Below are 24,918 nucleotides of genomic sequence, written 5' to 3'. Positions count from 1 at the left end.
CAGCGTTCGTCCTGAGCCAGGATCAAACTCTCCATAAAAGAGAACTTAATATAAGCTCATTTTGTTGCTGACTTAATTTTTGAACGTCCATCACGACCGTTTATAGGAAGTAGTTTGGTTCTGTTTGCGTCACGCACACCCAACGGGGGTCGGGGTGGTGACGCTCTATCTTGACGTCTTGCATGTTCAGTTTTCAATGTTCATGTTTGTGTGTCACTCGTTTTGGCGACTCACTTAGTATACCTCGATGTCCTCTTCAGTGTCAAACACTTTTTTAAAATAATTTATCAACCGTACTGATATTATTTTAAGGACAAGTAATAATATACCTTGTAGAACATGAAATAGCAACCCCCTATTTTTAAAAAATGAAAAGTATTTTTAATCCTGTCTTTTTCGCTTCATATTTATATGAGAGAATAATTAAAAGGAGTCGATACTATGGAATGGATGACGGATTACAATGAAATTCTAATTAAGTTAACTTTTGCGGCTCTTTTAAGTTTAATTATTGGCTTAGAAAGGGAACTGAAAAAGAAACCGGTAGGTTTAAAAACTTCTGTAGTCATTGCTACCTTCAGCTGTCTTCTTACATATATCTCTATTGAAGCTGCCTATATTGCTGAAGGAAATGATGAAGTGAACATCACTATGGATCCATTGCGACTTGCAGCACAAATTGTAAGTGGCATAGGATTTCTAGGGGCAGGAGTTATTCTCCGTAAAGGAAACGATAGTATAAGTGGGTTAACGACAGCGGCTATGATCTGGGGAGCTGGAGGTATTGGTATAGCAGTAGGTGCAGGATTTTATGTAGAAGCTGCTTTTAGTGTCATCATTGTTTTACTTGGCATCGAAGTAGTACCACCTCTGTTAACAAAGTTAGGTCCAAGAAGGTTGCGGATGAGAGACATTTCTCTACATCTTTGGCTTTCGGAAGCTGCCTATATTGACCAGGCTATCGAATATATCCAGTCTCAAGGAGGAAAGATTCAAGATATGCAAATTAAAGATCATTCTCTAGAACTGATGCCACAGCATGAGTTAAGATTGCGTATCTCTATGGTCAATAAAGTAAAGCCGAATGAATTCTATCACCTGCTCAGAGAACAAAGTTATATTACTGCTATCGAAATTGAAGCCATTGATTAGGAGGAAAAGGAATGAGAGAAGTTTTTGGGTTATTAAAAGGTGGGAATAAACCATCCTTATTGGCGGCTCTAGTAAACACATTCATCGCTGCGATGAAAGGTGGAGCTTTCTTGATTACCGGAAACGTTGCCATGTTTGCAGAGATGATGCACTCCATCGGAGATGCGGTAAATCAGTTTTTTGTATTTATCGGATCTGCTTTATCAAAAAAAGCACCAACCCCTCGATTTCCTAACGGATTTGGAAGGCTAGTGAATCTTGTTGTACTTACTGCAGCAATCATAGTTGGTATTTTGGCATACGAAACGATTAAAGAAGGCTGGCACCATATTTGGCACCCAAGTGAAACTGGTGGCATCGCAATAATTCTAACTGTTTTATTAGTAGCTTTTTTATTAGAAGTATTTGTTCTTTATAAGGCCGGTAAAGAAGTATTACACGAAGCACATGTTACAGGTGGATTTTTAGCCCCCCTTACAAAGAGCTTTACAAATCTAAATAGAGCAAAGCCTGCTACAAAATTAGTATTTATGGAAGATTTAGTTGCAACAGTTGGTAACCTTATGGCAGCAACAGCTGTAATCATTGCTCATTTCACTGGCTTCTTAGCTGCTGAAGGTATAGTCTCTATCATTATCGGACTTATGTTATTCTATGTAGTATTTAAAGTGTTCTTAGAAAATGCACGTGGCGTCATTGGAGAAACTGATGAACAGATGTTGACTCACATTGCGTATGTCATTTCTGAAAATCCTCACGTGAAAGATATACAGCGTTTAGAGGTCGTAAAAGAAGGCGAATATCTCCATGTTGAAACAGAGATTGAGATTGATCACTCTCTATCGTTCGCCAAGGTGGATGATATTCAAGATGAATTGTCTAAACTAATATTAAGTCAGCCAGGCGTCACAGACGTTGTCATTTCGTTCGATGAAAATGACGGCATTAAGTCTTGGAGGCACCATAAAGAACAGCACACAACATTAAAAACTCACGACGCGAAATAGCGTCGTGAGTTTTTTCTTTGTTACAGGGCAGCTTTCAAAATGCTTCGAACATCTTCTGCCTGTAGTTTATTAAAGTTTCCAAACGGCCCGTAGACTAAAGTCTTATCAACCATGTCTTCAATACGGTCGTCTCCGATTTCATAGTCGCTCAGTTTTTGTGGAGCACCGATAGACGTCCAGAATTCTACTAGACGATCGATTCCTTCGTAAGCGACTTCCTCATCTGACTTCCCTTCTGGGTTCACTCCGAATACTTTCGTAGCCATACGAGCAAAACGAGCTGGATTTACTTTTACATTGTGACGCATCCACTCTGGGAAGATGATAGCCAGTCCGCCCGCGTGGGGAATATCGTAAATTGCAGAAACTGCGTGTTCAATGTTATGACTTGCCCAGTCTCCGTTATAGCCCATCTGCAAGAAGTTGTTTAGTCCAAGAGTTCCGGCAAACAAAATCGTTTCACGGTGCTCGTAACTAGTCAGGTCTTCCATTAGTTTTGGTGCCGTCTCAATGACTGCTCGTAGAACCCCTTCGATCATCTCATCTTGTACAGGTGTGTTCGTACCATTGTTGTAATATTGTTCGAACATATGTGACATCATATCGACGATACCATAAACCGTTTGGTTTGCCGGAACCGTGAAAGTATGTTCTGGATCTAAGATAGAGAATTTCGGGAAGCTTAGTGGAGAGCCCCAACCGTACTTTTCTTCTGTCTCTTCGTTTGTGATAACAGAGCCTGCGTTCATTTCAGAACCGGTTGCCGCAAGCGTCAATACAGTACCAAGTGGCAACGCATCTTGTGGTTGTGCTTTACGTGTTACGAAGTCCCATGGATCTCCATCGTATTTTGCACCGGCAATGATAAGTTTAGAACAGTCGATGACAGATCCTCCACCAACAGCAAGCACTGCATCTACATCATTCTCTTTACAAATCTCGATACCTTTTTTAGCTGTAGAAAGACGAGGATTTGGTTCCACTCCAGCTAGTTCGAACACTTCGAACCCACCTTCAGCTAGCTTTGCCATTACTTTATCGTAAAGACCACTTTTCTTGATGCTTCCTCCACCATATACAACAAGAACTTTTTTACCGAATGGTGCAAGCTCTTTAGACAATGTGGAAAGTTGACCTTTACCGAATATTAGTTTTACAGGGTTATAGAAGCTAAATGAATTCATACAACCTCTCCTTTCTTTTTCAGTATAATCCTACATCTTCTGGTCTCACACGTCTATTATAAGGCACTAAAAAAAGCTCCCACAAAGGGAGCTTTCAATCTTATACCCAACCACGGAAGCGTGATGCTTCTGCAGTACGACGCACACCAACCATATAAGCAGCTAAGCGCATGTTGATGTTGCGAGTAGACGCCACGTTGTAAATGTTTTCGAACGCGTCGACCATTTTCTTGTGGAGTTTTTCACTAACTTCTTCTTCAGTCCAGTAGTAGCCTTGGTTGTTCTGTACCCACTCAAAGTAAGATACCGTAACGCCACCAGCAGATGCCAGTACGTCTGGAACAAGCAAGATGCCACGGTCATGAAGAATTTTAGTAGCTTCAGAAGTTGTAGGACCATTAGCAGCTTCTACAACAATTGTTGCTTTAATGTTGTGAGCATTGTCTGAAGTGATTTGGTTTTCAATTGCAGCTGGTACTAAGATATCGCAATCTAGTTCCAACAACTCTTGATTGGAAATCGTGTTTTCAAACAAAGTAGTGACAGTTCCAAATGAATCACGACGATCTAATAAATAATCGATATCTAAACCACTTGGATCATGAAGTGCCCCGTAAGCATCTGAGATCCCGATAACTTTCGCACCTTGGTCACTCAAGAACTTCGCTAAGAAGCTTCCTGCATTACCGAAACCTTGGATAACAACACGCGCACCCGTCATATCAATGCCTACTTTTTTAGCAGCTTCATTGATACAGATTGTTACACCTTGAGCAGTAGCGCGGTCACGGCCTTGAGATCCACCAAGAACTAGTGGTTTCCCAGTGATGAATCCTGGTGAGTTGAATTCATCAATTCGGCTGTACTCATCCATCATCCATGCCATGATTTGAGCATTTGTAAATACGTCTGGAGCAGGAATATCTTTAGTTGGTCCAACGATCTGACTAACCGCTCGAACATAGCCGCGGCTTAGACGTTCTAGTTCTCCCATAGACATTTCACGTGGGTCACATGTTACCCCACCTTTACCTCCACCATATGGAAGGTCGACGATACCACATTTTAATGTCATCCACATAGAAAGGGCTTTCACTTCTTCGTCAGTAACACCTGGATGGAAACGTACTCCACCTTTAGTCGGTCCGACGGCATCGTTATGCTGTGCACGGTATCCAGTAAACACTTTTACTGTGTTGTCATCCATACGGACTGGGATACGAACTTCCAGCATACGAAGCGGCTCTTTCAATAGTTCATACATTGCTTCATCGTAGCCTAGTTTTTGTAATGCTTCTTGAACAACTGCCTGTGTCGATGTAAACAGGTTTAAATTTTCAGCCATTTTATCAATTCGCCTCTTTAAATAGTAATAGTAGAATTCAGATTCATTGTACCATAGTCAATTGGAATTTGTTATGCAAAAACTTTTTTTATACGCTCTAATGCCCAGTCTAATTCTTCTTTAGTAATAACCAGTGGTGGTGCAAAACGAATTACTGTATCGTGTGTTTCTTTACATAACAAGCCTAATTCTTTTAATTGTTCACAGTATGGACGAGCTGCTTCATGTAACTCGAGTCCGATGAACAATCCACGGCCACGTACTTCTTTAATTGAAGGATGGCTGATTTTTTGCAATTCTTCTTTAAAGTAGTTTCCTAGTTCTTCAGAACGTTTTGCAAGCTCTTCATCTACTAATACTTCAAGAGATGCGATAGATACTGCACATGCTAATGGATTCCCACCGAAAGTTGAACCGTGTGATCCTGGATTGAAGACACCTAACACGTCACGATCTGCAACGACACAAGAAATCGGGAATACTCCCCCACCTAGTGCTTTACCTAGAATGTACATGTCTGGGTTTACGTCTTCCCATTCAGAAGCAAACATACGACCCGTACGAGCAAGACCAGCTTGGATTTCATCTGCAATGAATAGAACATTGTGCTGTTCACAAAGTTCTTTTGCGGCTTTCATAAAACCAGTTGGTGGAATAACAATACCTGCTTCACCTTGAATCGGTTCCATCATGAATGCAGCAGTATTTGGAGTGATAGCCGCTTTTAAAGCCTCTAAGTCACCGTAAGGAATTAATTTGATTCCTGGAAGCATTGGCCCAAAGCCACGTTTGTATTCAGGATCTGAAGATAGAGAAACAGCTGTCATTGTACGTCCGTGGAAGTTTCCTTCGCAGGCAATAACTTCAGCTTGATCTTCTGCTACCCCCTTCACATCATAAGCCCAACGACGAGCTGCTTTGAATGCAGTTTCAACTGCTTCTGCACCCGTGTTCATTGGAAGTGCCATTTCTTTACCTGAAAGCTTCGTGATCAATTCGTACCATGGTCCAAGTTGATCATTATGGAACGCACGTGAAGTTAACGTCACACGGTCAGCTTGATCCTTAAGAGCTTTAATAATTTTTGGATGACGGTGTCCTTGGTTGACTGCTGAGTAAGCAGATAGCATATCCATGAATTTATTTCCTTCTGGATCTTTCACCCATACACCCTCAGCCTCTGAGATGACGATTGGAAGTGGATGGTAGTTATTAGCACCGTACTTTTCAGTCTGTTCGATAACTGCAGTTGTTTTTGACATTCGAATTCCTCCTTATCTATGTAGAAAGAGGCAGGCGCACCATTCGGCCTGCCTCTTCTATAAGAGATTACAGCATTTCTGAAGTTGTTTTAGCTTGCATGTGAAGCTGGATGTAATCTGGTCCACCAGCTTTAGAGTCTGTACCTGACATGTTGAATCCGCCGAATGGTTGGTATCCAACGATAGCACCTGTACAGCCACGGTTGAAGTAAAGGTTTCCAACATGGAACTCTTCACGAGCTTTTTCGATGTTCATACGGTTTGTAGAGATAACAGCACCTGTTAAACCGTATTCTGTATTGTTTGCGATTTCTAAAGCGTGATCGAAGTCTTTTGCAGATGTGATAGCAAGTACTGGTCCGAAGATTTCTTCTTGCATGATACGAGCTTGTGGATCCACATCTTTGAATACAGTTGGTTGAATGAAGAAACCTTGTGAATCGTCACCAGTACCACCAGTTAACAATTCGCCTTCACCTTTACCGATTTCAATGTATTCCATGATTTTTTTGAATGCAGAACCGTCGATAACAGGACCCATGAAGTGCTCGTCGTTATCAGGAACACCAACTGTTAATTCATCAGTCAATTCTTTAACGCGTGCTACTACTTGATCGTAAACATCTTCTACGATTACGGCACGTGAACATGCTGAACATTTCTGACCGCTGAAACCGAATGCTGATTTCACGATAGATGTTGCAGCTAATTCTAGATCTGCTTCTTTATCTACTACAATTGTATCTTTTCCGCCCATCTCAAGGATTGTGCGTTTGATCCAGATTTGGCCTGGAGATAGTTTCGCAGCTTTCTCTACGATTCCCAGACCAACGTCACGTGAACCTGTAAAGCTGATTAGACGAGTGCGTGGGTGTTCAACTAGGTAATCACCAATTTCAGCACCAGAACCTGGGATGAAGTTGACAACGCCTGCTGGCATTCCCGCTTGCTCAAGTACTTCAACGAATTTGTAAGAAACGATTGGTGTCGTTGAAGCTGGTTTCAGTAGAACAGTGTTCCCTGCTACCATTGCCGCTACTGTAGTACCAGCCATGATTGCGAATGGGAAGTTCCAAGGAGAAATAACAACCGCTACACCAAGTGGAATGTAGTTGAACTGGTTGTATTCGCCTGGACGTGATTCTACTGGGTAACCTTCTTTCAACTTCAACATTTGACGACCGTAGTACTCTAGGAAGTCAATTGCTTCTGCTGCTTCTACGTCTGCTTCTACCCAAGTCTTCCCTGCTTCTTTAACAAGAAGTCCAGAGAACTCGAATTTACGGCGACGCATGATCGCTGCTGCTTTGAAAAGAATATCTGCACGTGTTTCAGGTTTTACTTTGCTCCACGTTTTGAATGTCTCGTCTGCAATATTCATTGCTTTTTCAGCAATTTCACGGCTAGCTTTTGAAACTTTACCTACAACTTCCGTTTTGTTAGCTGGGTTGTATGAAACAATTTTATCTTCTGTAGTGATACGCTCTCCGCCAACGATTAATGGATACTCTTCACCCATATACCCTTCGACAGTTTGAATACCTTCTTTGATTTTGCGTTTGTTTTCTTCTAATGAGAAATCTGTGAATGCTTCATGTTTGTATGGAATCATTTGAGAAACATCCTCCCTTAATTAGTATAGTGCAAAAATTATTTGCACTTCGTTTTCATTTACATATATAATAATGCAAAAGATTGTTGCGTTTTTCAAGTGATATATTGTATTTTCCTCAAATTTTTTTAGGAAGTGAACCAAATGGACTCTTTAATCGCACATTTAATTCCATTTTATAAATTTGCAATTGATCAAGTGGGTGTCGGCATTCATGCGATTGATAAAAACGGAAAGACTGTACTCTATAACGACCAGATGAGAGAAATCGAGGGATTGACGTCAATTGACGTTGAAGATCGCTCGATTTTAGAAGTGTTTCAGTTCGAAAAAGAAGAGAGCACGCTGCTTCATGTTCTGTCTACAGCCACTCCCATTACGAGAGTAAAGCAGACATATTGGAACAAAAAAGGAAGAGAAATCACTACCATCAATGATACGTATCCGATTTTTGAACAAGGCGAGCTAATTGGAGCTATCGAATTCGCTCGAGACATTACAGCTCTGGAGCGTTTGGTCTATCAGCCACTTCGCCGCTACAACGAACCTATTACCTTAACTTCTATAACTGCTGTTTCTGAATCGATGCGACTTGTCATTTCAAAAGCAAAAAGTGCAGCTCAAGTTCGCATGCCTCTCCTTCTCATCGGGGAAGCTGGCACTGGAAAAGATCTCATAGCTGAGGGGATTCATTACCAACTGACTCCACCGAATGATCAATTCATCAGTCTCTTCTGTCACAGTTCGGACCCACTACTTGTGAATAAGTTTCGAGATGAGTTAAAGAACGTTTCTAATTCCACGATTTTCTGTGAACGTATTGACCTGCTATCTCTCGAGTTACAAAAGGAACTGTTACACATCCTGCAGACCTCGACAGGGAAACACAATCTATTCATTGCGAGTGTAGGTACGGATCCGATTGATTTAGTAGCCAGTCGAGCGCTCAGCCGTGACTTGTATTATTATTTTGCGAGCATGACGATTACAGTTCCCCCTCTTCGAGCTCGAAAAGAAGATATTGCACCTTTCGTGTCTGACTATTTGCGTCGCCTTGAAGACAGACATGGCCAAGGGAAAGTAGAAGTGGATGGAAAAGCGATAGACCTACTTACTAGCTACGAGTGGCCTGGTAACTTGAAAGAGCTGGAACTTCTGTTAGATGAAATTGCTACGATGTTGCCAATGGAGTCCAAACTGACAGAGGATCTGCTGCCTGTTCATTTCCGTTATAAATTAGCTGTCCAAGATAAGACACAAGTGACAGCTTCAGATTTCTTGTTAACTTCCGAAAAAGAACTGATGCCTCTTGATCAGTATTTACGAGAAGCCGAGTCTTATTATTTGCAGAAAGCTGTTGAAAAATACGATGGCAATATTACTAAAGCAGCGGAAGCACTCGGAATGAGTAGACAAAACCTTCAATACCGGTTGCGCAAACTTCGGAATTTAAAACAAGAGCAATAAAAAGAAGCGGCTCCCGAATTTGGGAACCGCTTCTTTTACTTAAGTGATTTTTTTATCCATCCGTCTAACTTGCTCTTGAGAGTGTCAAACCCTCCAGCGTCTTGTTCATCGATTCGTTCTTGTAGAGGCACACGCCCCTTGTCGTCTCGTCGGTGGTAAAAAGGGCGATCTTGTAAGGCACGTAAGGATAGACTGATTTTATTTTCTTTACGGTCAATTTCAAGCACTTTCACTTTTACAGCTTGTCCGACTTGCAGAAAGTCGTGAATGTCACGCACATACCCATAGGTAATCTCTGAAATGTGAATCAAGCCCTGCGTATCGTCTGATAAGCTAACAAAAGCACCATATGGTTGAATTCCCGTTACAATACCCGTTACAACATCTCCCACTTTGTAATTTTTCATGAGGATTGCTCCATTCTATTTTGAAAGAAATCGCCAATTCGGCCACTTTCAGTATAGCATAAAATGAAGACTTATTCATTATTCTGAACATTATTGTGTCGGCATGAGTGGAACTTTCCATCCATCTTTTGTCCAGTACAACTGGAAAGTCATATACTCCTGTCCAAACTCTTTAGCAGACTCGTCCGTTAGCTGCATTTCAATTCGAGCAAAATCCATATCGTAACTTACGAAAGAGAGACTTTTTGTGAAATCCGATAGCTTTCTCCCCTCATTCATTGGCCATGTTTCATACTCTTCAAAACTAATCGTGAAAAAGTTTGGATCATCTAAAAGCATGTCATATTGTAAATAGCGTTCACCGAGTTCTTCGTAATAGTAATACAATCCGATAATTTCAAATGGCGACGCATCAGCATACTTATCCGGTCCCACTTTCATAGAATTTCTTTTAAAAAGTTCATGCACCCGCGAAGAAAAGTCAGCATCTACTAATTGGACCTCTCCAACATAACTAAGCTGTTCCGAAGTGGCCCCGTCGAGCTTTTCTACCATTCCAGCCAAACGTTCCATAGTCGTTGCTTCCCAAGTAGGTGAAGAGGTCCAATTGGAGCTTTCCATTTCTTCAACGATTGGAGCGAAAATCCGATGAGAAATGGTCGACTCAGGTTGACTAGCAAACTCTTTCCATGCCATACGAAATTCTTCTGGCACACCTGATTTTTTAAATATAGGTTCCGTTTCAAATGAACCAAATAACGCTCTATAAAGTACCGCTACCACTTGGTATTTATTATCAAGTAACTGAATATCGGGATCTGAATAACTTGCTTCAAGCTCCGCAAAAAATTCTGATGCCTCTTCTATTGGCAGTCCGTGGACATCATCATACATCACCGTAAATTGTTCGAGACGAATAATCGGATGCCATTTAGGGTCAACGATTTCTTTTAAAGCCTTTTGTTCTTCTGCCGTCAGAAGTGGTTTGTATTCCGTATCCAATGCAGTGGCTGCTAAGACTTTATCTTTTAAAGCAAAGTAATCCCCGAGAATTTTTCCAGATTCCGCAACATCTAAAGGAAGTGTCCCATTTGTTTTGTGTACATCTTCTATGAGATCTTCTGGCAGCTTCATCATCCGCTCAAGCTCACCTGTCACTTTAGTATAAAGAGTTGCAGGATCTGTGATAAGTTGTTTTTTCATAAAGGAGTCGCGGTTGGATTTATAATACTCTTCCGCACTTTTCATCGTGGAGATTGCATTAAATTGCTGCTCGTCAAGTCCACTTCTTGCAAGCTGTTTCGCTTTTAGTTGCTCATAATAGATGTCCAGAGACTCTGCGTACTTTTCGTACGATGCAGGTCCAAACTCTGTAACTCCTTCTTCTGACGTAGAAGCAGTCAGTTCATTTTGAAGATAGGTAGCCGAGATAATAAACATCACAAGTACAGCTGCAGCGGCTATCAAGGGAACTCGCCAAGCAAATTTCTTTTTCACGACTTTAGGCTCTACTCCCTGCTCCTCTTTTAACTTCGCAGTAATTGCTTTAGGATTTGCCTGCATCTCTAAGTGCTCATAGGATTGTTTCAATTTAGCCAACCGACGTTCTAAATCATGCTCCTCCATGCGAACTCACCTCTCCCTTCTCTAGTAGTCCACGTAATAAATCTTTTGATCTGTGAATTCGAATTTTAACAGTGGCTAGTGGCAAAGAAAGGACTTCAGCAATTTGGTTATAGCTACAGTCTTGAAAATAATATAAGACAAGCGGGTAACGATACTTCTCATCCAAGCTCTGAATACACGCATGTAATTCTCTATCTTGTTCATCAACTAAAATTTTGTAATCGGATCCCGTCGAATGTGACAGATGAACGCCTTCTTTAACTTTTTGTTCTTTAGAACGTTCCACTCCTTGTTTTCGGTAATGATCGCGTGTTGCATTCAACGTTACTTTATAGAGCCATGTTGTAAATCGCTCTTGATTGAACTGATGTAAAAATCGATAAAGACGTATAAAAACTTCTTGAGATATGTCGGGCACGTCGTGATACTTGGCACCACATTGAAAAGCAAACCGTTCCACTGTTGTTCCGTAGTGAGCGATGAGTTGTTCATAGGCATCTATATCTCCTTGTTGCGCCGCTTCAATCAGATTGGCTGTCACATGATCCCCCCTTAGCTATGTATGGTACGTAATAGAACTGGTAAAAGTTACAGAAATGTACAGTTAGAATTAATACTTTGTTTTTGTAAAGAATTCATATACAATAAGGCAATTAGTTTTGAAGGTGGGTTTTAAATGAAAAGAGATTCATTTGGTTCAAAAATCGGATTCATATTAGCTGCTGCAGGCTCAGCAATTGGGCTAGGCGCTATTTGGAAGTTTCCATATATGGCGGGGACGAACGGTGGAGGCGTGTTTGTTTTATTCTTCATCATCGCTACTCTTCTTATCGGACTACCTATTTTACTTGCGGAGTTCTTGATTGGCCGCCGAGGTCAGGCGGACGCTGTGACTAGCTTCCAGAGGCTCAGTGATACCAAGGCGTGGGCATGGATTGGACGTGCCGGATTTGTCTTCTCTTTCGTGATCCTGTCTTTCTACTCGGTAGTAGGCGGTTGGATTATCACGTATTTGTGGATTTCCGTTAAACAACTCGTAACAACTTCAACGATTGACTATGAAGCAACTTTTACATCTATGATTTCAAATCCTTGGCAAGCTATTTTTGCCCAAGCAATTTTTATGCTTCTAACGATTTGGATCGTTTCTGGCGGAATTAAAGGTGGCATTGAAAAAGCAAGCAAATGGATGATGCCTGCTTTGTTCATCTTCTTTATTATTTTGGCGATTCGTTCGTTAACTTTAGACGGGGCTATGGAAGGTGTTCGCTTCTTACTTGTTCCCGATTGGAGTGCAGTAAGTTGGGAGACCGCTTTAATGGCTTTAGGACAAGCATTTTTCTCTCTAAGCGTTGGGGTATCTGGAATGATTACTTATGCTTCGTACCTGTCGAAAGAGACGAACTTAGCTCAGTCGGCAACTAGTGTTGCGGGAATGAATATCTTCATCTCATTACTTGCAGGACTCGTGATCTTCCCTGCTGTATTCGCATTAGGATACTCGCCTAATGAAGGACCTGGCCTTGTATTTATCATCTTGCCGGCTGTCTTTGAACAAGTAGCATTTGGTTCATTCTTTATGCTACTGTTCTTCATCTTATTGTTGTTTGCGACACTCACTTCTTCAATCAGCATGTTGGAAATTACTGTATCTATTGTGATAAAGTCAAAATACGACCGTCGCCGCCGAGCTGCATTCATTATGGGATTAGCTATTTTCTTATTCGGAATTCCTAGCGCTTTGTCATTCGGAGTGCTTTCTGACTGGACAGTAGGTGGACGAACATTCTTTGATAACGCGGACTTCTTGGTAAACAATTTCGGCTTGCCAATTGGAGCCTTGTTCATCTCTATATTCGCTGGGTATGTATTGTCCAAATCGCTTACACAAGAAGAATTGGCTCTTACTCCCCCCGTTTATAGACTGTGGCGTTCATTAGTTAGATACGTGGCGCCTGTAATGATCTTACTTATCCTGATTCAGAAAATCGTGGAGAGCTTGCTATAAATTGTACGAGTTTCGTCACGTTTTCTGATTATTGCGCATTCAAAAGTATGGTAACATATCTTATATAGGAAAGGATGTGGCGAAGATGAATGTAGAGTTAGCAAATCAATTAAAACGACTACGTCAAGAACGCAATATGACGTTAGAAGACCTATCCTTGAAAGTCCGTATTGGCGTAGCAAAATTAGAAGCCTATGAGTCAGGTACTGAAAAGCCTTCAACTCAAACGCTTTTAAAGCTATCTAACGCCTTAGAAGTACCTGCATCAAATTTAATGGACGGTTTAACAACCGCATAAGAAATCCCTGTGGAAACCGTTTCCACAGGGATTTTTATTACAAGCTACATGTGACGGACAATTTAAGCGCAATGAGTTTGTACGCAATTTCCATACAATCTTCTAAAGGAATCCATTGTTCAAATGAATGCTCATAGACGAGCTGCATATGATGAGCAACATCTGATGGATGGGTAGCCCCTTGCAGGAAAGCTACGACATCTGCCGCTTCAGCTGCGTAATGATCTGTTCCTAGTGCGAACGGATCCCAGTCTTCTAAAATTCGTATGGCTTGTTTGTTCATTTCAACTTGATGCATGTCTTCACCTTATTTTCTGATATAGTCTGCTATATAATAGCATAGAACATACAAAATGGAAGGAGAATTACCCAATGTATGATTTTACAAAAGTACATAATCGTAGAAACACAGATTCAATCAAGTGGGATATGTTAAATGAGGTCTACGCTGTAAAGCATGGAGAAGAGATTTTACCTATGTGGGTGGCAGATATGGACTTCGCCCTACCTCCGTTTGTCGAAGATGCACTAGTATCTAGAATTCGCGATGGCGTCTTTGGATACTCCTATCCCGGTGATCATGTTGGACAAGCTATCTGCAACTGGGTGGCGGATCGTCATAACACGACCATTGAAAAGGATTGGTTAGTTTACGAATCGGGTGTCATTCCTTCTATGGCATTGGCACTGCAAGCATTTACGAATGTTGGAGACCGAGTCCTTGTACACGGACCCGTTTATCCACCTTTCCGTAACACACCTTCCAACCTAGGCCGTGAAGTAGTGACTTTCAGTCTTTCAGAATCTGATGGTCAGTACTCTATTGATTTAGAAGCATTTGAACAAGCATTAAAAGAAGACATCGCTGCTTTTATTTTCTGTAATCCACATAATCCAGGTGGTAAGGTGTGGTCACGTGAGGATGTGAAGGCTATGGTCGATCTGTGTTATCAAAACGACGTATTGTTTATATCCGATGAAATCCATGCTGATTTGGTTTTCGCTCCTCACAAACATGTTACAGCTTTATCGGTAGCAGAGCACACAGACCACATCATCACATGTATGGCACCTACAAAGACCTTTAATTTAGCAGGTCTTCAAGCTGCTTATATGATTGTGACGGATTCGGCAAAACGAGAGAAACTGAAAGAGACCGCCATGCAAGCCGCTCATATGGGTGTCACGGTTCTCGGGGCAACGGCTATGCAGGCTGCTTATGAACAAGGTGCTGACTGGGTCGAAGAGCTTCTTCAGCAAGTGAAGGCAAACATGGAGTATGTCGCAGAGCGTCTTCAAAAAGAAGCACCTGAAATTCGTGTCCCCCAGCCAGAGGCGACTTATCTGTTATGGATTGATTACCGAGCTCTAGAAGTATCGGAGAAAGATATGATGCACGCCTTGTTACATGAAGGGAAGCTGGCACTTGAGCCAGGAACCAAATACGGTCCTGAAGGTGACGGCTTCTTACGAATGAATGTGGCCTGTCCAGCAGAGACAGTTGGTGAAGGTGTCGACCGTTTCTTAACAGCCGTGAAAAGCTTAAAAAAGTAATTAGTAAATCAGCTAAAGCTAACGTTGCTTGCAAAATTGAATTCTTGGAGTACTAGTCTTATCTATTCTCCAAGGATTGATTTTTGAAAAGGAATAAAAACCAGTAGTGGCCGATTCGCTTCTTGAGCGAATCGGCCACTACTCTTCTTAGTCCTCTACCAATTCAATCCAAACCTTCAGATTAGACCTGTACAGCTAGAGCTTTGTTGGGAAGTTGTGAAACTGATACGTACCTGCGACGTCTCCGCCTCTACTTGTTCTGAAGTAGTAACCTACTAGCTGAATAGAGATCAGAGAGCAGTCGGGCTACGCTGGGGCGGGCCCGTCACCACAAACTGAGAAGCACCGACCGGACAGCGAGAAAATGGTACTAACTTTTCGGAACATCTGAACTACACTTCTTAGTGATACAACCCCAGGGGTTAAAGTTCTGTCATCATTTCAGCATACCAGCTGTCCTAGATTGTGTTTTTGAGTTCTCTACATCGGGCCTTGCCCCAGCACAGCCCCGCCTCTTCCTAGTTTTCTAGAGAAAGCTATTGATTCTTGCCACATCATATAGAGGCAGAGCCGACGAAGGGATTCTGAGTTTCCACAATTTCCGGCAAAGCACTCACAGACCGGTATTTTTCCATTACAAGATGTGGATTTTCTCCCCTACGATGAAGAAAGGTGCAGGACTCGCTCAATAAGCGAGTCCTGCACCTTTGGTTTATAGTTCTTAGAGAAGATCCATCGTCTCCAGATAGAAGAGTCCGTTCTGCCAAGAATTAAAAGGAGCAAGAGCAGCCTATTTAGACTGTTCTTGCTCTTTTTCTGCTTTTAATCGTTCTTCTAACTGTCTTGCTTGTTCAGCCTCAATAGCGGATCGTTTTAATAACCAACGTATAACAAATGCCGCTAAAATAAGCACCGCAACCAATTGTAACACGACAGGAATGTATTCGGTTTTATCTTCTGGGAAATAGAGATAAAGAAACAATAAATTGAACACAGAGTCATCTTCTTTCTGTATTATGATGTCGCCCTCATTGTACCATAGACTTCTCCTCGAAATAAAATAATGAGCACATCCCTTCCTTCGCCTTACGAAATGTTCTATAATAGAAATGATGAGATGCATATTTAGAAAGAAGGGATTTCATTGCACTCAAAGAAAAACTTTAAAATTATGTGGGGTACGAACTTTTTGGTCGCAAGCACGATGACCATGATTATGCCCTTTTTATCACTGTATATCGAAACGTTTGGAGAATTTACAGACTCCTATGTACAAAAATGGTCAGGGCTCGTTTTTGGAGCAACCTTTATTACCGCTTTCTTGATGTCACCTATTTGGGGACGAATTGCTGACCGCTATGGCTACAAACCAATTCTTGTATTAAACGGATTCGGGATCGCACTGTCCGTCCTATTAATGGGATTCGTGCAATCTGTTGAAGCGTTTTTTATTTTGCGTTTATTTATGGGAGTCGTAACTGGGTTTATCCCAACGTCACTCGCCTTTATAAGTAGCCAGACACCAAAAGAAGTAGCCGGTAAAACACTAGGTACGCTTCAAATGGGTAGTGTAGCCGGTACCCTTTTCGGCCCCGTTCTCGGTGGATTAATGGCAGATACGTTCGGCTTTTCTTACACCTTTATCATTGCAGCCGTAGCTGTCACTTTAGCCGCGTTTATTGTCCTATTCTTCATTCGAGAAGAGAAGATTGTCAGAAAGTCGAACGCACACTCCTTCTCTCGGAAAACAGTTATCTCCGGCATTTTGCATCACCGATTGATCTGGAACGTTCTTGTAATTACGGCCTTGATTCAAATTGGCCTGTTCAGCGTGCAACCTCTGTTGTCACTTTATGTTGGCGAACTGACGCATGCAGCGAACATCGCATTCCTAGCTGGCCTCGCCTTTAGTGCTGCTGGTGTAGGCAACTTACTGTTTACTCGTGCGTGGGGGAAATTTGGAGACACTTATGGTTATGAAAAAATCTTGATGATCCTGTTAGTGCTGAGCGTTCTATTTATAGTTCCTCAAGCGTTTGTCAGTTCCTTATGGCAGCTAGTGATCCTTCGCTTCTTGTTTGGGATTGCAGCTGGCGGACTTGTGCCGATTACTACAGCCATTATTCGCCGTGAAGCTCCTATTGAAGTACAGGGCGAGTTAATGGGCTATAATACGAGTGCCCGCTTCTTAGGGAATATTATCGGTCCCATGTTCGGAGGATTTGTAGCCGGTTGGGTCGGTATTTCTACAGTCTTTGTGCTAACAGGTGCTTTGTTTGTAGTCGCAGTCATTGTGTTAACTTATGTACAAAAAGCTCCTCAACAAGATTTTGAGGAAGTCTTACTTGAAGAAGAACTGCATATGAAAGCCACATAAGTCTTGAGTCGGATGAAAATCCGGCTCTTTTTTCATTTCCTGTTCCCCGTTTCTACATATATATAAGCCGTGGAAGTCGCATGAAGACTGGATTGTGACAAGTGCAATCACCCCTCTTTTACGTTATACTTTTAATTAGTGTGCATAATCACTTAACTCAAGAAAGGGGAATCTCTATGCTACTTTTCATGGCAATAGTACTACCAATTCTTTTTGCCATTTTTATCCCGCTTGCATATAGATCGATAAAATCGATACATACGGGCTGGTTTGTCCTACTAGCTCCTGTTTTATTATTCCTGTTTTACCTACGCTTCTTATCCCCTGTCCAACAAGGTGAAGCGCAGCTTGCACGCGTATCGTGGGTTCCCTCACTAGACTTCTACTTTGATATCCATATCGATGGGTTAAGTCTATTATTCTCATTACTGATCACGGGTATCGGGTCTCTTGTCGTCTTGTACTCCATTTTCTATCTGGATAAGACGAAAGAGAAATTAGGGAATTTCTATGTTTATCTTCTACTGTTCATGAGTGCGATGCTTGGTGTTGTGCAGTTTGACCATACTTTGGCGTTGTACTTTTTCTGGGAGCTGACGTCTATATCCTCCTTCTTATTGATCGCCTATTGGTACAAGAGAGATGCTTCTCGATTTGGAGCACTCAAATCCATGATGATCACGGTAAGTGGCGGTTTAATGATGCTTGTCGGTTTCTTGACCTTGTACGTGTTAACAGGTACTTATTCTATTCGTGAAACAATTGCACAAGTAGATACGATTGTGACTGAACCTTTGTTTACTGTTGCCGTTGTTTTAGTGTTACTTGGAGCATTCACAAAATCTGCACAGTTCCCTTTCTACATCTGGCTACCAGATGCAATGGAAGCACCGACTCCAGTCAGTGCGTATCTTCACTCAGCCACTATGGTTAAAGCTGGTCTCTATTTAGTAGCTCGCTTTACTCCAGTCTTCGCTTATTCGGAAGTCTGGGTCTGGTTAGTTACTGGTATTGGATTACTGACTCTGTTCTGGGGCTCCCTCTTCGCTGTCAAACAGACAGATTTAAAGGGAATTCTCGCGTTTTCTACAGTCAGTCAGCTCGGTTTGATCATGTCACTGTTAGGCTTGGGTGGTTTCGCGTACCTCGTAACAGGTGATGCTGTTGAAACCTTTACATTCGCAACGTTTGCAGCGATTTTCCACTTGTTCAACCATGCAACGTTCAAAGGGAGTTTGTTCATGGTGGCAGGTATTGTCGACCATGAGACCGGCACTCGAGATATCCGAAAGCTCGGTGGCTTGATGGGTCTGATGCCTGTAACCTTTACGATTGCTATGATTGGAAGTTTGTCCATGGCGGGTCTACCACCTTTCAACGGGTTTTTAAGTAAAGAAATGTTCTTAGAAGCCGTTTTAGGATTGTTGCATGCTGATATTTCGACGATGACAGTTGCGTATCTTGTACCCATCGTTGCATGGGTAGCAAGTGTGTTTACTTTCATCTATAGTATCTATTTTGTTTGGTATACCTTTATGGGATCCCGTAAGGAAGAGCAATTACCAAAAGTACCTCACGAGGCACCAATTGGGATGTTGATTTCTCCTGCAATTCTAGGCTCCCTTGTCATTCTCGTATTTTTCATTCCAAATGTAATCGGAGATTGGCTAGTAAAACCGGCAACAGCTGCCATTCAATCTACGGCGTTTACATCCGCTGCCGACATCGAATTTTATATCAAAGCATGGCATGGTTGGACGTCTCCTGCTCTTTGGATGACAGTTGGAGTGGTGGTTGTTGGTTTCCTACTTTATAAAGTATTGCCAAAATGGCAACCTATATACTCAAAATGGCCTGAGCGATTCACATTGAACCGAGGTTATGATTCACTCATGGACGGTTCGTTAACCTGGAATCGTGCCTTATCTGATCGTTTCATGACTGGTTCTATTCGCGACTATCTCGTGTATATGTTCGCGGGTATGGCTATCTTGGGAATCACAACGCTGTTTACACAAGGCGGTTTTGCGATTACAACAGAGGGGCTTGCCCCAATACGCTTGTTTGAGATTGTACTGACAATTATTTTGGTCGGAAGTGTCATGGCTATTTTAATCACATGGTCTCGTTTGACTGCTGTAATTGCACTCGGTGGGGTCGGATATACGGTAGCGTTGTTCTACGTTATCTTTAAAGCTCCGGACCTTGCACTCACGCAACTAGTCATTGAAACGATTTCTGTAGCGCTGTTCTTGACGGCTTTCTATCACTTGCCGAAACTGGACAAGCATTATAAAGGGAAAGAAGACAATCGCTTCCGTTTAGGTAACTTCTTGATTTCTGTTGCGGTGGGGTTGACGGTTACATTGATTGGTATTAGTGCGTATGCGCAGCGTCAAATGACTTCGATCTCAGAGTATTACAAAGAGACAGTCTACACAGAAGCCGGTGGTGGAAACATCGTCAACGTGATTCTTGTTGATTACCGTGGGTTCGATACGTTGTTCGAAATCGGTGTGTTGATGATTGCTTCAATCGGAATCATCAGTATGATCACACTTCGCCTTCAAAAGAAAAAGAAAGGAGCAACAGTTGATGAAATCGAATGATTTGATTCTCCAAACGTCGACACGCGTCGTATTCTTTATCATTTTCTTGTTCTCCATTCATATTTTCTTCGCGGGTCACTATACCCCGGGCGGAGGCTTTGTAGGAGGCTTATTGATGGCTTCTGCTATCGTACTGCTTCTGCTTGCGTATGATTTTAAAACGGTTAAAGAAGTGCTACCGTTCAACTATTTGGCTATGACAGCAATCGGCATGCTGATTGCTTTAACAACTGCTGCAGGTTCTTTAGTATTCAATGTGCCCTTCTTTACACATTGGTACGACTACTTTGACATCCCTCTATTAGGGAAGACGTCTATTCATACGGCCATGTTCTTTGATATCGGTGTTTACTTGGTCGTTGTTGGAATTACACTGACGATAATTGAAATGATTGGAGGCGACAACTGATGGAGATCATGATGGCCATTATTGCCGGGTTTTTATTCAGTGCAGCCACCTACTTGATTCTTTCAAAAAGTTTGCTGCGTATCATCATTGGAACAGGTCTTCTAAGTCACGGGACTCACCTTTTACTTCTTACAATGGGTGGTCTTGGTGGCAAGTCGGCTCCTGTTGTCGCAGATGGTGTCACCGTTGCAGACTACGTGGATCCCCTTCCACAAGCTTTGATTTTAACTGCGATTGTCATTAGCTTTGGTGTCACTGCGTTTGCCCTTGTTCTTGCTTATCGCACGTATCAAGAGATTGGTACAGATAATATGGATTACATGAAAGGCAGGGGTGAAATTGATTAATTTAGTTGTATTACCAATCATTGTGCCTCTGTTTATCGGTACAGTTTTACTGCTTTTTCGAAAAAGTTTACTTGCGCAACGTGCGCTCGGTCTTTTTGGAGCGGCAGCGACACTTGTTGTTTCTTTGATTTTACTCGCTAAAGTTGCTACAGATGGTATTCAAGTCGTCACTTTGGGGAGCTGGGCTGCACCTTACGGAATCTCACTAGTATCTGATATGCTGAGTATCCTTCTTGTAACGACTGCAAGCCTTCTGACTCTACTAGTACTTTGGTATTCCGTCTATTCTTTAGGCGAAAAACGAGAGTTGTCGTTTTTCTATCCAGCGACACTCTTCATGCTGACAGGAATCAACGGAGCCTTCACAACAGGAGATATTTTTAACCTTTTCGTGTTCTTTGAAGTCTTCTTGATGGCTTCTTATGTATTGATTGCATTAGGGGGCGAACGCATCCAACTTCGCGAATCGATGAAATACATCATCGTAAACGTCGTGGCTGCAGCTCTTTTTGTTATCACAATTGGATATTTGTACTCGATTACCGGAACACTGAATATGGCGGATCTTGCGGTGAAACTTGGAGATATCGGCAGTATGGGTGTTATCTCTACTGTAGCCATCATGTTCCTAGTTGTATTCGGTATTAAAGCCGGGATCTTCCCGCTCTACTTCTGGTTGCCAGGCTCGTATTACGCTCCTCCCCTTCCTGTTCTCGCCTTGTTTGGGGCGTTGCTGACGAAGGTCGGGATCTATAGTATTACGCGCGTGTATACGTTGATTTTCACAACAGACGTGGTGTTCACTCATGACATGCTGATGATGCTTGCCATTGCGACGATCTTGTTCGGTAGTATCGGAGCACTCGCCTATATGGATGTTAAAAAAATCATCATCTACAACATCGTGATTGCAGTTGGCGTGATTTTGTTTGGCGTCGCGACATTTAACGAAGTAGCGGTTACAGGTTCTGTTTTGTACTTGATTCATGACATGCTGGTGAAAGCACTGCTCTTCTTGATGATTGGTGTGCTGATTTTTATTACCGGAAAAACAAACTTGCGGGAAATGGGAGGCTTGATTCGTCACTATCCTGTACTTGGCTGGACCTATCTCGTAGCGGTCTTTGCTCTTGCGGGAATCCCACCGCTCAGTGGATTTGCAGGGAAGATTTTAATCCTCCAAGGTGGTCTTGAGGGCGGATTTAATTGGCAGTCTATCGTTGTGGCTCTATCTACAATGGTGGTCCTTCTTTCTGCGATTCGTATCTTCATCTATGCTTTCTGGGGAACTGAAAAGTCATTTAATAGTCCTCCAAGAGCTAGTTACGTAAAACGAATGGTCCCTGTCGTGATTTTATTCGCTCTGACTATGGGATATGGTGTTTTCATTGAAGTATTGATGCCTCTGTTCCAAGCTGCAGGGACTCAACTGATGGATTCATCCATCTATATTGACGCTGTGTTAGGAGGAGAGAAGTAATGGCATTTCAAATACTATTAAATGTGTTTATCGCGTTTGTTTGGATGTTCTTATCCAACTCCTTCTCCTCAGCAACGTTTATTATTGGGTATTTACTAGGTTTGATCATGCTGTTCATGCTTCGTCGATTCTTTACATCCCGTTTCTATTTAGGTCGTGTATGGGCTGTTATAAAACTCGGCGGTATTTTTATAAAAGAATTGGTTGCTGCCAATGTTGCTGTATTAAAAGTGATTTTGAAACCAAAGCTCGATTTGCGTCCTGCCATTTTTGAAATGGAAACGGAACTGAAGCAGGACTGGGAAATTACGTTATTGTCTCTTTTGATCACCTTAACTCCTGGGACCGTTGTTGTGAATGTATCGGAAGACCGTACGAAGCTATACGTTCATGCAATTGATTTTGACAATATTGATGACGCTGTCGATTCGATTCGCTCTACGTTTGAAAAAGCTATCTTGGAGGTGAGTCGATCATGACGATGTTTCTGTGGATTTGTGTGGCAATCCTAAGTTTTAGTCTCGTTGGTTTCTTATATCGTCTAATGAAAGGCCCTTCTACTCCGGACCGCGTTATTGCGCTGGATTCAATCGGTGTGGGGCTGATCACACTGGTAGGCTTGTTCTCTATATTATTTGATTCTCCATTCTTCTTGGAAGTCATTTTATTGTTAGCTATCATTGCCTACATTGGTACGGTTGCCTTCTCTAAATTTACAGAGAAGGGAGTGATTATTGAAAATGACAGAGATGCTCATAAATAGTTTAATTGTGATATTTATTTCCGTCGGTGTCTTTTTCATTTTAGTCACTGCAATCGGATTGATTCGTCTACCTGATATCTACAGTCGCGCGCATGCCGCCTCTAAAAGTGCAACACTTGGCGTCATGTCCATTTTAATTGGTGTATTTCTTCACTTTTGGTTGATTGAAGGGAACTTTAATCCTCGAATTATTTTAGGAATCGTATTCTTGTTCATCACAGGTCCTGTTGGCGGACATATGATGGCGAAGGCTGCCTATTTCTCAGGGGTACCTCTTGCTAAAGAAACGGTTCGAGACGATATGGCGCCTCTTGTTGATAAAGAGGCCACGAAAAAAGAGCAGCTCTAGGGCTGCTCTTTTACTATTTTTAATACTGTGTGGTCTTATTATCGACTACAAATTAGTGAAAGGGTCTTACTATTCTTGTTCAGCTAGGCGCTCGACGAAGGAAGCTAATGTACGAACCATGACACCCGTTCCACCTTTAGGTCCTAGATCATGCTCACTTGGTGTTCCGGATGTACCAGCGATATCTAAGTGAATCCATGGCGTGTTTTCAGCAAATTCTCCTACAAACCCTCCACCAAAGATCATGTGGCCATCACGCCCAGGTGAGTTGTTCAAATCAGCGACATCGCTTTTGCGAATGCGTTTTTTATCGCTTTCCGTAAGTGGTAAACGCCATACAAACTCGCCCGTTTCCATAGAGGCTTCCATGAATTCTTCAAATAAGGCCTCATCGTTCGTTAATGCACCTGTCTTGTCCATACCTAGAGCGACAATGACACCACCAGTTAATGTCGCTACATCTACGATAGCAGTAGCTCCCTGCTGTTTCGCATAAGTAACAGCATCCGCAAGCACTAGGCGCCCTTCTGCATCAGTATTCAAGATTTCAATTGTCTTTCCACTCATAGAAGTGATGACATCATCCGGCTTGAAAGCGTTACCTGATACCATGTTATCAGTTGAAGCAATAACTGCGATGACGTTCTTGTTCGGTTTTGTTTCTCCAATGATACGCATTGCTCCAAGAACAGCTGCAGCCCCGCCCATATCGCCTTTCATACCGACGATACCGTCTTTAGGTTTCAAAGAGTAACCACCTGTATCAAATGTGATTCCCTTCCCTACTAAAGCGATAGGGTCTTCCCATTTATCCGTCACTTGATGCTTTAACACGATCAGGCGAGGTTCTTCAGTAGAACCTTGGTTAACTGCAAGTAGTGCCCCCATGCCTAGCTCTTCTATTTCTTCTTTACCTAAGATGTGTGTCTCAAATCCAAATTCTTCTCCGAGCTCGCGCGCATATTCACCTAGCTCTGTTGCCGTCAGGATGTTTCCTGGCATATTAACAAGTGTACGAGCTTCATTAACTGCTTCTGAGTAGATCAGACCCACTTCAAAATACGAAACGATTTCTTGCTCATCTGCTTGTGAAAGAAGTTCCACAGCAGCTAAATCATAATCTGTATCATGAGCTGTCGTTTTGTAATCTAAGATTTGGTAAGTTCCCATCCCTAAGCCTTCACCAGCTAAGAAGGCTACATCTTGTTCTGAAATCTCTTCGTTCACGAACGATGGAAGTAACACAGATACATCTGAATAGCCTTTTTTCTGAAGTGTCTTTCCAACGCGACCGAAAAGTTGACGCAACGTGTCTTCAGTCAGTTTTTTACGATTCCCTATTCCTGCGAATAAAATACGCTTCACAGAGGAATCTGTTGTGACATGGAACGTTGTGATTTCTTTTTCATTCGTTGATAAATCTTTAGAGCGGATCAGTTCCGTAATTTGAGGCCCGAAAGTAGCTGTAAACGCATCCCAGCCTTCTACTTGTTCTAGGTGAGTGCTTAGACCCACTACTAACGTTTCGTATTGAATCTCTTGTAAATTTACTTCATTTGTTAAAATAATCACAAACCATTCCTCCTTTGTGTATTCGTTTTCTATTATACCGATTCTATTTGGCTATCGCCAATTTTCCTGTGCTATACTACAACTATATAG

At 42.1% G+C, this 24,918-nt stretch carries 24 protein-coding genes; 14 read left to right on the top strand and 10 right to left on the bottom strand.

Annotation, left to right across the window (positions count from 1 at the left end; translation table 11 throughout):
* The first annotated feature begins 441 nt into the window (after window positions 1-441).
* Together CF394_RS13970 and CF394_RS13965 are read left to right on the top strand one after the other, a co-directional pair.
* Window positions 442-1,152 (top strand): MgtC/SapB family protein, encoded by a 711-nt coding sequence (locus tag CF394_RS13970; RefSeq protein ID WP_094944424.1) that lies wholly within the window; start codon window positions 442-444, stop codon window positions 1,150-1,152.
* Between the two features lie 11 nt (window positions 1,153-1,163).
* Entirely contained in the window at window positions 1,164-2,159 is a 996-nt protein-coding gene (locus tag CF394_RS13965; RefSeq protein WP_094944422.1) for a cation diffusion facilitator family transporter, read from the top strand.
* A gap of 20 nt (window positions 2,160-2,179) precedes the next feature.
* Here CF394_RS13965 and CF394_RS13960 read toward each other — a convergent pair whose 3' ends face one another.
* The 4 genes from CF394_RS13960 to pruA form a co-directional block, all read right to left on the bottom strand.
* Window positions 2,180-3,343: an iron-containing alcohol dehydrogenase gene (locus tag CF394_RS13960; protein ID WP_094944420.1), complete on the bottom strand. Its 1,164-nt coding sequence runs from the start codon at window positions 3,341-3,343 to the stop codon at window positions 2,180-2,182.
* A 100-nt stretch (window positions 3,344-3,443) separates the two neighbouring features.
* The gene (locus CF394_RS13955) at window positions 3,444-4,688 is read right to left on the bottom strand and encodes a Glu/Leu/Phe/Val family dehydrogenase (protein ID WP_094944418.1); all 1,245 of its coding nucleotides are present in this window, start codon (window positions 4,686-4,688) and stop codon (window positions 3,444-3,446) included.
* Between the two features lie 71 nt (window positions 4,689-4,759).
* A complete protein-coding gene (locus CF394_RS13950) occupies window positions 4,760-5,950 on the bottom strand; it encodes an ornithine--oxo-acid transaminase (RefSeq protein WP_094944417.1) in 1,191 nt (396 codons plus the stop codon).
* A gap of 67 nt (window positions 5,951-6,017) precedes the next feature.
* On the bottom strand, window positions 6,018-7,562 hold the full coding sequence (gene pruA, locus CF394_RS13945) for an L-glutamate gamma-semialdehyde dehydrogenase (RefSeq protein WP_094944415.1): 1,545 nt from the start codon (window positions 7,560-7,562) through the stop codon (window positions 6,018-6,020).
* Between the two features lie 144 nt (window positions 7,563-7,706).
* Between pruA and CF394_RS13940 the strand changes: the two genes are divergently transcribed.
* Window positions 7,707-9,029 carry an AAA-type ATPase lid domain-containing protein gene (locus tag CF394_RS13940; protein ID WP_094944414.1) on the top strand — a complete coding sequence of 441 codons (1,323 nt, stop codon included), beginning with the start codon at window positions 7,707-7,709 and terminating at the stop codon, window positions 9,027-9,029.
* Window positions 9,030-9,064: 35 nt separating this feature from the next.
* On the opposite strand, the gene yugI is transcribed toward CF394_RS13940, so the two are convergent.
* The 3 genes from yugI to CF394_RS13925 all read right to left on the bottom strand — a co-directional run bounded on the left by yugI (window position 9,065) and on the right by CF394_RS13925 (window position 11,603).
* On the bottom strand, window positions 9,065-9,436 hold the full coding sequence (yugI, locus tag CF394_RS13935) for a S1 domain-containing post-transcriptional regulator GSP13 (protein WP_094944412.1): 372 nt from the start codon (window positions 9,434-9,436) through the stop codon (window positions 9,065-9,067).
* A 90-nt stretch (window positions 9,437-9,526) separates the two neighbouring features.
* Window positions 9,527-11,062 carry a DUF4179 domain-containing protein gene (locus CF394_RS13930; RefSeq protein WP_094944410.1) on the bottom strand — a complete coding sequence of 512 codons (1,536 nt, stop codon included), beginning with the start codon at window positions 11,060-11,062 and terminating at the stop codon, window positions 9,527-9,529.
* On the bottom strand, window positions 11,049-11,603 hold the full coding sequence (locus CF394_RS13925; protein WP_094944409.1) for an RNA polymerase sigma factor: 555 nt from the start codon (window positions 11,601-11,603) through the stop codon (window positions 11,049-11,051). Before CF394_RS13925 ends, CF394_RS13930 begins: the two co-directional genes overlap by 14 nt.
* A gap of 135 nt (window positions 11,604-11,738) precedes the next feature.
* On the opposite strand from CF394_RS13925, the gene CF394_RS13920 reads away from it, so the two are divergent.
* Window positions 11,739-13,070 (top strand): sodium-dependent transporter, encoded by a 1,332-nt coding sequence (locus CF394_RS13920; protein ID WP_094944407.1) that lies wholly within the window; start codon window positions 11,739-11,741, stop codon window positions 13,068-13,070.
* 85 nt (window positions 13,071-13,155) lie between these two features.
* Complete coding sequence (locus CF394_RS13915) at window positions 13,156-13,368, top strand: helix-turn-helix domain-containing protein (protein ID WP_094944406.1); 213 nt, start codon at window positions 13,156-13,158, stop codon at window positions 13,366-13,368.
* Between the two features lie 37 nt (window positions 13,369-13,405).
* Here the strand turns inward: CF394_RS13915 and CF394_RS13910 are convergent, their stop codons facing one another.
* The gene (locus CF394_RS13910) at window positions 13,406-13,666 is read right to left on the bottom strand and encodes a DUF1871 family protein (protein WP_094944404.1); all 261 of its coding nucleotides are present in this window, start codon (window positions 13,664-13,666) and stop codon (window positions 13,406-13,408) included.
* A gap of 74 nt (window positions 13,667-13,740) precedes the next feature.
* Here CF394_RS13910 and CF394_RS13905 point away from each other — a divergent pair, with 74 nt between their 5' ends.
* Window positions 13,741-14,922, top strand: a complete 1,182-nt coding sequence (locus tag CF394_RS13905) for a MalY/PatB family protein (RefSeq protein WP_094944403.1) — start codon at window positions 13,741-13,743, stop codon at window positions 14,920-14,922.
* 790 nt (window positions 14,923-15,712) lie between these two features.
* Here the strand turns inward: CF394_RS13905 and CF394_RS13900 are convergent.
* The gene (locus tag CF394_RS13900) at window positions 15,713-15,916 is read right to left on the bottom strand and encodes a hypothetical protein (protein ID WP_094944401.1); all 204 of its coding nucleotides are present in this window, start codon (window positions 15,914-15,916) and stop codon (window positions 15,713-15,715) included.
* A gap of 177 nt (window positions 15,917-16,093) precedes the next feature.
* On the opposite strand from CF394_RS13900, the gene CF394_RS13895 reads away from it, so the two are divergent.
* The 8 genes from CF394_RS13895 to mnhG all read left to right on the top strand — a co-directional run bounded on the left by CF394_RS13895 (window position 16,094) and on the right by mnhG (window position 23,256).
* Window positions 16,094-17,299 carry an MFS transporter gene (locus CF394_RS13895; protein WP_094944431.1) on the top strand — a complete coding sequence of 402 codons (1,206 nt, stop codon included), beginning with the start codon at window positions 16,094-16,096 and terminating at the stop codon, window positions 17,297-17,299.
* 176 nt (window positions 17,300-17,475) lie between these two features.
* The gene (locus CF394_RS13890; RefSeq protein WP_094944400.1) at window positions 17,476-19,908 is read left to right on the top strand and encodes a Na+/H+ antiporter subunit A; all 2,433 of its coding nucleotides are present in this window, start codon (window positions 17,476-17,478) and stop codon (window positions 19,906-19,908) included.
* The gene (locus CF394_RS13885) at window positions 19,895-20,317 is read left to right on the top strand and encodes a Na(+)/H(+) antiporter subunit B (RefSeq protein ID WP_094944398.1); all 423 of its coding nucleotides are present in this window, start codon (window positions 19,895-19,897) and stop codon (window positions 20,315-20,317) included. The genes CF394_RS13890 and CF394_RS13885 overlap by 14 nt, the downstream gene beginning before the upstream one ends.
* Complete coding sequence (locus CF394_RS13880) at window positions 20,317-20,664, top strand: Na(+)/H(+) antiporter subunit C (protein WP_094944397.1); 348 nt, start codon at window positions 20,317-20,319, stop codon at window positions 20,662-20,664. The genes CF394_RS13885 and CF394_RS13880 overlap by 1 nt, the downstream gene beginning before the upstream one ends.
* Complete coding sequence (locus tag CF394_RS13875) at window positions 20,657-22,144, top strand: Na+/H+ antiporter subunit D (RefSeq protein WP_094944395.1); 1,488 nt, start codon at window positions 20,657-20,659, stop codon at window positions 22,142-22,144. The genes CF394_RS13880 and CF394_RS13875 overlap by 8 nt, the downstream gene beginning before the upstream one ends.
* A complete protein-coding gene (locus CF394_RS13870; RefSeq protein WP_094944394.1) occupies window positions 22,144-22,623 on the top strand; it encodes a Na+/H+ antiporter subunit E in 480 nt (159 codons plus the stop codon). The genes CF394_RS13875 and CF394_RS13870 overlap by 1 nt, the downstream gene beginning before the upstream one ends.
* The gene (locus CF394_RS13865) at window positions 22,620-22,907 is read left to right on the top strand and encodes a Na(+)/H(+) antiporter subunit F1 (protein WP_094944392.1); all 288 of its coding nucleotides are present in this window, start codon (window positions 22,620-22,622) and stop codon (window positions 22,905-22,907) included. Before CF394_RS13870 ends, CF394_RS13865 begins: the two co-directional genes overlap by 4 nt.
* A complete protein-coding gene (gene mnhG, locus CF394_RS13860) occupies window positions 22,885-23,256 on the top strand; it encodes a monovalent cation/H(+) antiporter subunit G (RefSeq protein ID WP_094944391.1) in 372 nt (123 codons plus the stop codon). Before CF394_RS13865 ends, mnhG begins: the two co-directional genes overlap by 23 nt.
* A 69-nt stretch (window positions 23,257-23,325) precedes the next feature.
* Here the strand turns inward: mnhG and CF394_RS13855 are convergent, their stop codons facing one another.
* Window positions 23,326-24,828 (bottom strand): leucyl aminopeptidase, encoded by a 1,503-nt coding sequence (locus CF394_RS13855; protein WP_439332880.1) that lies wholly within the window; start codon window positions 24,826-24,828, stop codon window positions 23,326-23,328.
* Between the last annotated feature and the right edge of the window lie 90 nt (window positions 24,829-24,918).

The organism is Tetzosporium hominis, assembly GCF_002265435.1.
GTDB lineage: Bacteria > Bacillota > Bacilli > Bacillales_A > Planococcaceae > Chryseomicrobium > Chryseomicrobium hominis.
Note: the sequence above shows the minus strand (reverse complement) of the source record. Positions and strands in the feature narration are given on the sequence as shown.